At 64.6% G+C, this 11,059-nt stretch carries 9 protein-coding genes, 2 tRNA genes and 1 pseudogene; 10 read left to right on the forward strand and 2 right to left on the reverse strand.

What is annotated here, in order from left to right; genetic code table 11:
- The 10 genes and pseudogenes from ACJ73U_RS18495 to ACJ73U_RS18540 form a co-directional block, all read left to right on the forward strand.
- On the forward strand, positions 1-356 hold a 356-nt coding region (locus ACJ73U_RS18495; RefSeq protein WP_407778893.1), incomplete at its 5' end, for a DUF721 domain-containing protein.
- A 202-nt stretch (positions 357-558) separates the two neighbouring features.
- Complete coding sequence (gene gyrB, locus ACJ73U_RS18500; protein ID WP_407778898.1) at positions 559-2,523, forward strand: DNA topoisomerase (ATP-hydrolyzing) subunit B; 1,965 nt, start codon at positions 559-561, stop codon at positions 2,521-2,523.
- Positions 2,524-2,552: 29 nt separating this feature from the next.
- Positions 2,553-5,159, forward strand: a complete 2,607-nt coding sequence (gene gyrA / locus ACJ73U_RS18505; RefSeq protein WP_407778894.1) for a DNA gyrase subunit A — start codon at positions 2,553-2,555, stop codon at positions 5,157-5,159.
- Between the two features lie 203 nt (positions 5,160-5,362).
- Positions 5,363-6,061, forward strand: a complete 699-nt coding sequence (locus ACJ73U_RS18510; protein ID WP_407778899.1) for a DUF3566 domain-containing protein — start codon at positions 5,363-5,365, stop codon at positions 6,059-6,061.
- 31 nt (positions 6,062-6,092) lie between these two features.
- A tRNA-Ile gene (locus ACJ73U_RS18515) sits at positions 6,093-6,166 on the forward strand.
- Between the two features lie 373 nt (positions 6,167-6,539).
- Positions 6,540-6,653: pseudogene (locus ACJ73U_RS18520) on the forward strand (DLW-39 family protein); the annotation flags it as partial.
- Between the two features lie 91 nt (positions 6,654-6,744).
- A tRNA-Ala gene (locus tag ACJ73U_RS18525) sits at positions 6,745-6,817 on the forward strand.
- A gap of 294 nt (positions 6,818-7,111) precedes the next feature.
- A complete protein-coding gene (gene cutA, locus ACJ73U_RS18530; RefSeq protein ID WP_407778900.1) occupies positions 7,112-7,582 on the forward strand; it encodes a divalent cation tolerance protein CutA in 471 nt (156 codons plus the stop codon).
- Between the two features lie 51 nt (positions 7,583-7,633).
- Positions 7,634-8,218 carry a hypothetical protein gene (locus ACJ73U_RS18535; RefSeq protein WP_407778895.1) on the forward strand — a complete coding sequence of 195 codons (585 nt, stop codon included), beginning with the start codon at positions 7,634-7,636 and terminating at the stop codon, positions 8,216-8,218.
- 1,223 nt (positions 8,219-9,441) lie between these two features.
- Positions 9,442-9,762, forward strand: a complete 321-nt coding sequence (locus tag ACJ73U_RS18540) for a hypothetical protein (protein WP_407778896.1) — start codon at positions 9,442-9,444, stop codon at positions 9,760-9,762.
- Here ACJ73U_RS18540 and ACJ73U_RS18545 read toward each other — a convergent pair.
- Together ACJ73U_RS18545 and ACJ73U_RS18550 are read right to left on the reverse strand one after the other, a co-directional pair.
- Positions 9,759-10,826 (reverse strand): macro domain-containing protein, encoded by a 1,068-nt coding sequence (locus tag ACJ73U_RS18545; protein WP_407778897.1) that lies wholly within the window; start codon positions 10,824-10,826, stop codon positions 9,759-9,761. The two genes, ACJ73U_RS18540 and ACJ73U_RS18545, sit on opposite strands and share 4 nt — an antisense overlap.
- A 25-nt stretch (positions 10,827-10,851) precedes the next feature.
- Positions 10,852-11,052 carry a DarT ssDNA thymidine ADP-ribosyltransferase family protein gene (locus tag ACJ73U_RS18550; protein WP_407778901.1) on the reverse strand — a complete coding sequence of 67 codons (201 nt, stop codon included), beginning with the start codon at positions 11,050-11,052 and terminating at the stop codon, positions 10,852-10,854.
- Positions 11,053-11,059: the final 7 nt, after the last annotated feature.

Here is an 11,059-nt window from a genome sequence, read left to right on the forward strand (position 1 = left end):
AGCGGGACCCGCAGCCGCTCGGGCGGATCGTCGGGCGGATCGCACTCGAACGCGGGTGGAGCGGGCAGCTCACCACCGGTCGCCTCTTCGACCGCTGGCACCTGATCGTCGGCCCGGACGTCGCCGAGCACGCGCGGCCGGTGGAGCTGAAGGACGCGGAACTCACCGTGCAGGCCGACTCGACCGCATGGGCGACGCAGCTGCGCCTGCTCCAGCGGCAGCTCCTCGCCAAGATCGCCGCCGGGGTCGGGAACGACGTGGTCAAGCGCCTGAAAGTGCTGGGTCCGACCGCTCCGAACTGGCGCTACGGGCCACGGCACGTGCGTGGCCGGGGGCCTCGCGACACCTACGGGTGACCCCGGTTGGCGCTGGCGGGCCGGAAGGTGTGAAATCGCCGAAGTAGAACCGCCGCACGCGTACGGGGTCGGTCGAGGGCCGTTGAACGCGCCTGTGACGGAGCTAGGGGTGTGTTCGCCCCCCTTCAGTGGACGCGCACCAGTACTATTGAGACAGGCGATCGGCCAGGCCCTTTTCCGGACAGGAGAACCTCCGCCCGTGGTGAACAACAACCATGAATACAACGCGTCCTCCATCAAGAAGCTGGAAGGCCTCGAAGCCGTTCGCAAGCGCCCGGGCATGTACATCGGGTCCACCGGTGAGCGCGGTCTCCACCACCTGATCCAGGAGGTCGTGGACAACTCGGTCGACGAGGCGATGGCCGGTTACGCGACGAAGGTCGAGGTCACGCTGCTGGCCGACGGCGGTGTGCGGGTCGTCGACGACGGCCGCGGCATCCCGGTCGAGATGCACCCGGAGTACAAGAGGCCGACGGTCGAGATCGTCCTGACCGAGCTGCACGCCGGCGGCAAGTTCGACAGCGACACCTACGCGGTGTCCGGCGGCCTGCACGGCGTCGGCGTCTCCGTGGTCAACGCGCTGTCCACCCAGCTCGACGTCGAGATCCACTACAAGGGCAAGATCTGGCGCCAGCACTACGACCGTTCGGTGCCGGGTCCGCTCACCGAGCACGGCGACACCGACCACACCGGCACCTCGGTCACGTTCTGGGCCGACGACGGCATCTTCGAGACCACCACCTACAACGCCGAGACCATCGCGCGCCGGCTGCAGGAGATGGCGTTCCTCAACAAGGGCCTCACCATGGTCCTGCGCGACGAGCGGGTGGCCGAGGAGGAGACCCACGAGGACGCCGAGGGCCACGCCGCGCGGGTCAAGGAGCGCAAGTACCACTACCCGGGTGGGCTCGAGGACTTCGTCAAGCACATCAACCACACCCGCGAGGCCATCCACCAGAGCGTCATCGCGTTCGACGCGAAGGGCGACGGCGTCGAGGTCGAGGTGGCGATGCAGTGGAACACCGGCTACAGCGAGTCGGTGTACACGTTCGCCAACACGATCAACACCGCCGAGGGCGGCACTCACGAGGAGGGCTTCCGCGCCGCGCTGACCCGCGTGGTCAACGTGTACGCGCGCGACAAGAAGCTGCTCAAGGAGAAGGACCAGAACCTCACCGGCGACGACATCCGCGAGGGCCTCGCGGCGATCATCTCGATCAAGCTGGCCGAGCCGCAGTTCGAGGGGCAGACCAAGCAGAAGCTCGGCAACACCGAGGCCAAGACGTTCGTGCAGACGAACTGCAACGAGATGCTGGCCGACTGGTTCGAGCGCAACCCGTCCGACGCGCGGACGATCGTGACGAAGGCGGTCTCCTCGGCCCAGGCCCGGATGGCGGCCCGCAAGGCCAGGGAGCTGGTTCGCCGCAAGGGCGCGCTCGACATCGGCGGCCTGCCCGGCAAGCTGAAGGACTGCCGGTCGACCAACCCGGAGGAGTGCGAGCTCTACATCGTGGAGGGCGACTCCGCGGGTGGCTCGGCCAAGGAGGGGCGTGACTCCCGCTTCCAGGCGATCCTCCCCATTCGCGGCAAGATCATCAACGTGGAGAAGGCCCGCATCGACCGGGTCCTCAAGAACACCGAGGTCCAGAGCCTGATCACCGCGCTGGGCACCGGCATCCACGAGGACTTCGACGAGTCGAAGCTGCGGTACCACAAGATCGTGCTGATGGCCGACGCGGACGTCGACGGCCAGCACATCCGGACGCTGCTGCTGACGCTGCTGTTCCGGTTCATGCGGCCGCTGGTCGAACACGGGTACGTGTACCTCGCGCAGCCGCCGCTGTACAAGATCAAGTGGCAGCGCACCGAGCCCGAGTTCGCCTACTCCGACCGCGAGCGCGACGGCCTGATGCAGGCCGGGCTCGAGGCCGGCAAGAAGATCAACAAGGACGACGGCATCCAGCGCTACAAGGGTCTCGGCGAGATGAACGCCGACGAGCTGTGGGAGACCACCATGGACCCGGCGCACCGCCTGCTGCTGCAGGTGACCCTGGACGACGCCGCCCAGGCGGACGAGCTGTTCAGCGTGCTGATGGGCGAGGACGTCGAGGCCCGCCGCTCGTTCATCACCCGCAACGCCAAGGACGTCCGCTTCCTCGACGTGTAGTCGTCGGAACGCGCGTTGAAAGGAACTTCGTGACCGAGACACTGCCGCCTGTGCCACCGGAGAACGACCGCACCGAACCGGTCGACATCCAGCAGGAGATGCAGCGCTCCTACATCGACTACGCGATGTCCGTCATCGTGTCCCGAGCGCTGCCGGACGTCCGCGACGGCCTCAAGCCCGTCCACCGCCGCGTCCTGTACTCGATGTACGACACGGGCCTGCGACCGGAGCGCAGCCACGTCAAGTGCTCCCGCATCGTCGGTGACGTCATGGGTAACTACCACCCCCACGGCGACTCCGCGATCTACGACGCCCTCGTGCGCCTGGCGCAGCCGTGGTCCATGCGGTACCCGTTGATCGACGGTCAGGGCAACTTCGGGTCCCCGGGCAACGACCCGCAGGCCGCCATGCGGTACACCGAGGCGCGCATGACGCCCCTCGCGATGGCGATGCTGCAGGACATCACCGAGGACACCGTCGACTTCGCCGACAACTACGACGGCAAGACGCAGGAGCCGACGGTCCTCCCGGCCCGCATCCCGAACCTGCTCGTCAACGGCAGCAACGGCATCGCGGTCGGCATGGCGACCAACATCCCGCCGCACAACCTGCGGGAGGTCGCGGCCGGTGTCGTCTGGGCGCTGGAGAACTGGGACGCCTCCGACGACGAGACCCTGGCCGCGATGATGCTGCGGATCAAGGGGCCGGACTTCCCGACGAAGGGTCTGATCCTCGGCACCCGAGGCATCGAGGACTGCTACCGCACCGGCCGCGGCTCGATCCGCATGCGTGCGGTCGTCGAGGTCGACGAGGACCAGAAGGGCCGCACGATCCTGGTCGTCACCGAGCTGCCGTACCAGGTGAACCCGGACAACCTGATCGAGAACATCGCGACGCTCGTTCGGGACGGCAGGGTCGGCGGTATCGCGAACGTCGACGACGAGTCGTCCAAGCGTGCCGGCATGCGGATCGTGATCACGCTCAAGCGGGACGCGGTCGCCAAGGTCGTGCTGAACAACCTGTACAAGCACACGCAGCTGCAGCACAACTTCGGCGTGAACATGCTGTCGCTGGTCGACGGCGTGCCACGCACGCTGCGGCTCGACCAGATGATCCGGCACTACGTCCGCCACCAGGTCGACGTCATCGTCCGGCGCACCCGCTACCGACTGCGCAAGGCGGAGGAGCGGGCCCACATCCTGCGTGGTCTGGTCAAGGCGCTCGACGCGATCGACGAGGTCATCGCGTTGATCCGCCGCTCGCCGACCGTCGACGAGGCCCGCACCGGTCTGATCGCGCTGCTCGAGATCGACGAGATCCAGGCCAACGCCATCCTCGAGATGCAGCTGCGCCGCCTGGCCGCCCTCGAACGGCAGAAGATCATCGAAGAGCTGGCCGAGATCGAGAAGGTCATCGCCGACCTGCAGGACATCCTGGCCAAGCCGGAGCGCCAGCGGGGCATCGTCCGCGACGAGCTCATGGAGATCGTCGACAAGCACGGCGACGACCGGCGCACCCAGATCATCCCGTTCGACGGCGACGTGTCGGTCGAGGACCTGATCGCGGTCGAGGACGTGGTCGTCACGATCACGCGGACGGGTTACGCGAAGCGCACCAAGACCGACCTGTACCGGGCGCAGAAGCGCGGCGGCAAGGGCGTGCAGGGCGCCGGCCTGAAACAGGACGACATCGTGGCGCACTTCTTCGTGTGCTCCACGCACGACTGGATCCTGTTCTTCACCAACAAGGGCCGCGTCTACCGCGCGAAGGCCTACGAACTGCCCGAGGCCAACCGCAACGCGCGCGGCCAGCACGTGGCGAACCTCCTGGCGTTCCAGCCGGACGAGGTGATCGCGCAGGTCATCGAGATCAAGGACTACCAGGTCTCCCCGTACCTGGTGCTCGCCACCAAGAGCGGGCTGGTCAAGAAGAGCCGCCTGTCGGACTTCGACTCGAACCGCGCCGGCGGCCTGATCGGCATCAACCTCCGCGACGACGACGAGCTGGTCGGCGCGGTGCTGTGCTCGGCGGAGGACGACCTGCTCCTGGTGTCCGCCGGCGCCCAGTCCATCCGGTTCCACGCGAGTGACGAGGCCCTGCGCCCGATGGGCCGCGCGACGTCCGGCGTGCTGGGCATGCGGTTCAACGACGGCGACGAGCTGCTGACGCTGGGCGTGGTCCGCTCGGGCACGTTCCTGCTGGTCGCGACCAACGGTGGCTACGCCAAGCGCACGCCCATCGACGACTACCCGGTCCAGGGCCGCGGTGGCAAGGGCGTGCTCACCGTTCAGTACGACAGCAAGCGTGGCAGGCTTGTGGGTGCAGTCATCGTCGAGGAGAACGACGAACTGTACGCGATCACCTCCGCGGGCGGGGTCATCCGGACCTCGGCCGGGGAAGTGCGCAGGGCCGGCCGGCAGACCAAGGGGGTGCGCCTGATGAACCTGTCGGAGGGCACCACCCTGGTCGCGATCGCCCGCAGCGCGGAGGATGCGTCACCGGAACCCGGCACCGCGGCAACCGACGCCGCCGAATTGCCGGCGGAAGGCAACGTACCGGAGGAGCAAGGCGTCATCACCGAAGACGGCGAGCCCTCCGCCGAGGACGGCGACACGCCCGCACAGTCACCAGAGTAAAGCCGCGACACACGTAGGGGATCCGCGTGACACCACCTGAGAAGCCCGGACGCACCGACCAGGGAGCGGAGGCGGACCAGAAGGCCGCCGTCGCCACCAGCGGCCCGGCCCAGCAGGTCGACCAGGCCGCCGGTGGTAATCACGATGGCAATGGTCACAAGCCGCCGGCCACCACACAGGTGGCCGGCGCGGAGGACCTGGAGCTGAGCCACGGCGCCACGCCGCCGTGGCAGCGGGTACAGCAGGCCGAGAAGCCGCACGCCCCGACCCCACCCCCCGGCTCCGGGGAGAAGACGGTGCAGGTGGAACGCCCGGTGGTGACCGGCACGGCCGCACCACGGGCGTTCGCCGGCAACGAGTCCCCGACGGTCAACGTGCCGCACAACCCGCCGCGCCTGTCCACCCCACCGGGCGGCATCCCCGCCGCCGGCCGCACGACGGTGAACCTGGACAGCACGACCAACAACCCGTCCTCGACGGGCCCGCTCCACGCGGTGGGTGCGGCCGCCCCCAGCGCACTGCGCCGCCCGGGCCGCGGCCCGCGACGGGCCAACCTGCAGATCAAGCGCTTCGACCCGTGGTCGGTGCTGAAGCTGTCGCTGGTGCTGGGCGTGGCGCTGTTCTTCGTGTGGCTCGTGGCGGTGGGCATCCTGTACGCCGTGCTGGACGGCATGGGCGTGTGGGACAACCTGAACAACGTCTCCGACCAGCTCCTACAGGGCGACTCGAGCGACAACGTCGAACCCCTCATCAGCGCCGGCCGCGTCTTCGGCGTGGCGGCCATCATCGGCGCGGTCAACATCGTCCTGTTCAGCGCACTGGCAACAGTGGGCGCCTTCATCTACAACGTGTCGGCCGACCTGGCAGGAGGCCTGGAAGTAACCCTGGCGGAACGCGAGTGATGCGGGTGTTGTAGTCTTCTCAACGCATCCGGGGCCTATAGCTCAGGCGGTTAGAGCACTTCGCTGATAACGAAGGGGTCGGAGGTTCAAGTCCTCCTAGGCCCACGGACGATGGACGACCCTGCTCGGTGCTTTGCACCTTCGCTTGGGTCGTCCTTCTCATTATGTTGGGGGGTCGAGCCCCCCATGCCCCCCACGGTGCGGTTGGTTCCGATCCAGCGTGGTTGCTAGGGATAGGGTGCTCGGGTACCGGGTCTTGGTTCCGACCCACCTTGGTTGCCAGGGATAGGTGCTTGGGTACCGGATCTTGGTTCTGAGTCTTGGTTCTGGAACTTGGGTTCTGGAACTTGGGTTCTGAGGCTTGGGTTGGGTTCCCGCCCCCTTCAGGTGGGGGTGTGGCAGACTTGTGGAGCCGTCCGCACGGATCACAGGGGTTGCGGGCGGAGTAGGCCTTGTTTTGCCGAAGGAGGCAATGGACGTGAAGAAGCTTCTCGCACTGGCGGCTGTGGCTGGTGGCGTTCTGTTCGTGATCCGCCGCAACAAGTCGGCCAAGGCGCAGGATGACCTGTGGCGCGAGGCTACCGCTCCTACCGCGGGCAAGAAGGCCTGACACCTCTCAGCTGCGAACGCTGGCGAGCCCTCGCGCCCGCCAGCTTCAGCGCGGGCCCAACCCCGCGCTGGCCGGGGACGTAGCTCAATTGGCAGAGCACTGCCTTTGCAAGGCAGGGGTTAGGGGTTCGATTCCCCTCGTCTCCACGAAGAACCAGCAGGTCACGGGCACCCCTTGTCCACTCAAGATCATTCTTGGGGCACACTGCGGGCACCTCCCGCCGCCTAGTCCATGAGGTCGGCGATCTCGTCCAGCCGGTTTGGGAACAGGTGGCCGTAGCGGTCAAGGGGCATGGTCACGGTCTTGTGCCCCAGCATCTGCTGGACAACCTTGACGTCGGCTCAGAACGCGATCGCGAGGGACGCGGCAGTGTGGCGTAGCTCGTGTGGGTGGAACCCGGCCGGTCCGACCTCCCGTACCTGTTTCCGCCCATCGTGAGCATGTACTGGTGGCGGGATGAGCTGCGCCGCCGGACCGAGCATTGGGCGAGCCTGCATACGCGCCGCAGCCTGGCCGACGCTGTGGTGAGCCGCATCGAGCAGGAGCACCCATATGCGTCCCCGGTGTGGTTGTCCTTCCGATCATCGGTGGCATCCGTCCTACCCTGGACTGGATCACGGCGGAGACCACAGCACCATGCGCACCGTGATCCGCTGAGGACTTTCTCTACTTTGTTCAAGGCGGCCGCCGCTGGCCCGCTGTGCCTATGGCCGGACCGGCACTGCGCGTTGGGCGTGCGGCTGGCGGCGGTCTCCGAGATGGTAGGGACCGCAGTCACGTCGCGTTCGTCGGGAACAACCTGCCACCCCATCGACCTCCACGAGGGCTATCGCACCGCGTCGAGGGGACCGACCCAGCAGCAACCCAGCTCACGAGCGACGCGCCCCCTTGACACGGCGCGATCGGGCTAACGCCAGGTCGACGAGATGGCAGGGACACCCTCCTCGATTAAGGTTGCCAGCGTGACCGACGCCGGCTTTCCCGATCTGTCGCCTGAGGAGTTCGCTCAACTCACCACAGGTCCGAATCGGTTCGCGATGGACTGGGTGTGTGATGTACTGCAACAGCAGGTCGAACCGGCCTGGAACGCGCTCTCGGCCGAGTTCCGCTTTGGGTCTGCACAAATGTGGATCTACAGCAACCCCGCTGTGATCAGCGACCCTTGGGCGGGCGGTCTCGATCGCGATCGGCTGGTGGAACGGCTACTGGAAGCACGCCCAGACGACGACCTCTCCATGAACATGCGCACGGTGCAGATTCGCACCATCGCGAGAAGCTTCGGCGACGTTCGCTTCGAGGACCTCGGTATGGGATCGCGCCCCAGGCCGCTTGGCCCGGACCTTGAGCTGGTGCGCTTGGTCTACACACCGGACCTCACGGTTGACACGAACGGATACCACCAGTTGCTTCCAGGCGCGTCTGCCCGGTCCGTCAGCGTGCTTGTAACCACCGTCGACCGCGGTTGGAAGGTAGCTGGTGTTAATGAACACCTTCTTCGCCCAGGATGGCCACCGACGCATGAGCAGGTTGCTGGCCCCACCGACTAGTCGCCCACCGATGGGCGGCAGGACGACCTCCGCATGCACGTCCACACCGGACCACCACGGGACACTCGGGGGGACATGCCACCTATGACTGATGACAACTGACCCGCACCAATCGGCACTAAATAGCGGCTCTAGCAGCAGGTCAGCAGGGGTTTCGCCAGGCTATGCCGCTACCATGGATCGCTTTGCAAGGCAGAGGTTAGGGTTCGATTCCCCTCGTCTCCACGAAGACACCCGGGGGCAAAGGCCCAGGTCAGCAGGGCAATCCTGCCGCCTGGAACCTTTGCGCGGACGCGCCTATTCACTCCGCGTGCCCTCGGATCTATCGCGCTCCTTCCGGCGGGCACGCTTGCCCTTCGCTGTCGCGCCCTGGTCACACGCTTGCTGATCTCCTTGGCGATCACGCTTGGGTGTGGCGTGCAGGTAGATCAAGGCCGCTTGTGTCGATGAGTGGCCATGCGGGCCGTCAGCTCCTTGGATGACGCGCCGGCCTGTGCCGCGAGTTCGTTCCCGGTACGCCGGGAGATCGTGGAAGTGCACGTCCACCTTCGTGATCTTCGTGTCAGCAGTGCGGCGAGCCAGACCTTCCGGAAGTTGTGTCGCTGGAGCCGATCACCCTGCGGCCCGACGAACACGACCCCGGCCGGTCTGCTCTAGGCGAACTGCTCCAGGTGCTCCCGCAACTCATCGAGAATGATCCTTGGGATAGCCACGATCCGCATGCCAGCCGCGCTCTTCGGACTTGTCGAGGTCGACATCATGATGAGTCATCGTCGCTAGCTCACCGAATCGAAGACTCGTGAAAGCGCCGAACAGCACGAGCATCCGGTAACGTGGCTGGATCGTGGCCGACTCCGCCGAAGTGCATCACCGTGCGCATCCTGGTCCCCGACACCACCGCACCCCTCGCCAACTCATGTCGCGCAGACGATCTCGGCGACCGCAACGAGTCCGCGTCGGCGCAACCCGCATCATGCACCGCTACTCGGCGCGATCACCGACACCGTCAACGAACTAGGCAGCCTCGGTCTGGTCAAAAAGCCACCGCGACCGTCCACAACCGCCACGCCGCTCACTGTTCAAGCCCTACATCATCAACGGCGAGGAAGCGTTCTTTGGCTTCTACCCGTCCGCGAACACATCATCACCCTCGGCGAACAGCCCCAGACTATCTACGGCCTGGATGGGCAAAGACGCCGTCCTGCTCCACCACTCTGCCAACGATGATGACACCTCCACCGGCTCCCAATACGTCGACCATGCCCGCACCTGGTTCGACATCTTGTGGAACTACCGTCTCCACAGAGTCACCCTCTGACCTACTCATCGACGACCCCAAGACGTTACGACAGATCCTCACCAATGCCGACGCCCTGCTGCTCAATTTCGACGGCCCCATCCGCTCCGTCTTCGCCGCCATTCCTACGGCGACGGTCGCCGACCAATTCCACGAAGTTCTCACCGAAGGCAGTTACACCGACCTCCCCGACGCCGTCCGAACCGACGACGGTCCGTTTGACGTGCCGTTCTATTTATGCGATTAACGAGGAATCAGGTCGCATCGTTCGAGATGTTCGTAGGCTACCATTGCTTGCTCGGGACGAAACAGCTTTCGTTTACGAGGTGACCACGCCGCGATGCGATCAATGATCATCTGAAGCTTGTGGTCAGAAGGATGTTCAACCGAAGCCGCATAATGAACCGTGCTGAGCAGCTCGACGCCATAAGGAAACTCGAAGCCACCGACAACACTCTCTAGGCGATCAAGCGCTTCTTGATAGCCTTTGTCGGTTCCCAACATCTCCGCAGCCTCGTTGAGAACGGACGGATCAAGTGTAAGGGTCGCTTTAGCTCCCCCGGTGCCGTCACCGAAGCCGCGGATGAAGTGACCCTCGACGCTACTTATGAAGAGATCCAAATCCTTAGCGTATGGTCCGTAGTGCCCTTGGTCGAAGTTGAGCCGGAGAGGCCATCCGCTAACTTGCAGAAAATATGCAACTTTGTGTGCCTCTAGCATTGATAGTTTTGGCTCAACCGACAGGCCGGCTTCAATGCTCAACGCCATATATTTCTTGAATGCTAGAAGTACCGCAGCTCCGAATCGTGTTAGTTTCGGTCGCTTCGTCCTTACTGGCATCGATGAGGCGTCTGGGGTCCCTGTGGGCGCGTATACGTAAACATCTACGTTTGGGATATCGCCAAGCTTCAGTTCGATCAGCGGCTGAACTTTCGACCATGGAAGCCCGCCGTTACCGCACCCGAGTGGAGGTACGGAAATCGACCTTAGCTCTTTCTCGAGAATCACCCTCTTCAGATCATCAAGCCCTGCCTCAATGTCTTCAATCTTGGATCGTGAGCGCCAGTGGCGCTTAGTTGGGAAGTTAATGACGAAGCGCGGATTATCGAAGGTGTTGGTCTGATGAATGAGGACTCGACCAATAACTACTTCCCCGCGACGACAAGCGGCTTCGTACTCTTTGAAATTATCAGGGTAGGCTCGCTTGAACTGCAAGGCGATACCTTTCCCCATTACGCCAACTGTGTTAACTGTGTTAACGATAGCTTCAGCACTGGACTCTAGAAGATTGCCTTCAGTTATGTGCAACAAGGCTGCACCTCCTCTCTGATACGGATCAGTAGTACCATTCCGACTTAACGTAAACGGGTATCAGGTTCCCGGTGGCTAACCGCACTTTCTCGGCGATCGGATTCTCTCTCGCTATAATAGCGCTTATGTATTGCAATGGGAACCCTTTGTGAACCAGAAATTCGGCCTGACGTCGCCGTAGTCGGTCGCCATCTTCATCTGTGTTGCGCCAAATTCTCTCGGTCATCAACGGC

Source organism: Actinophytocola sp. (assembly GCF_045807065.1).
GTDB lineage: Bacteria > Actinomycetota > Actinomycetes > Mycobacteriales > Pseudonocardiaceae > Actinophytocola.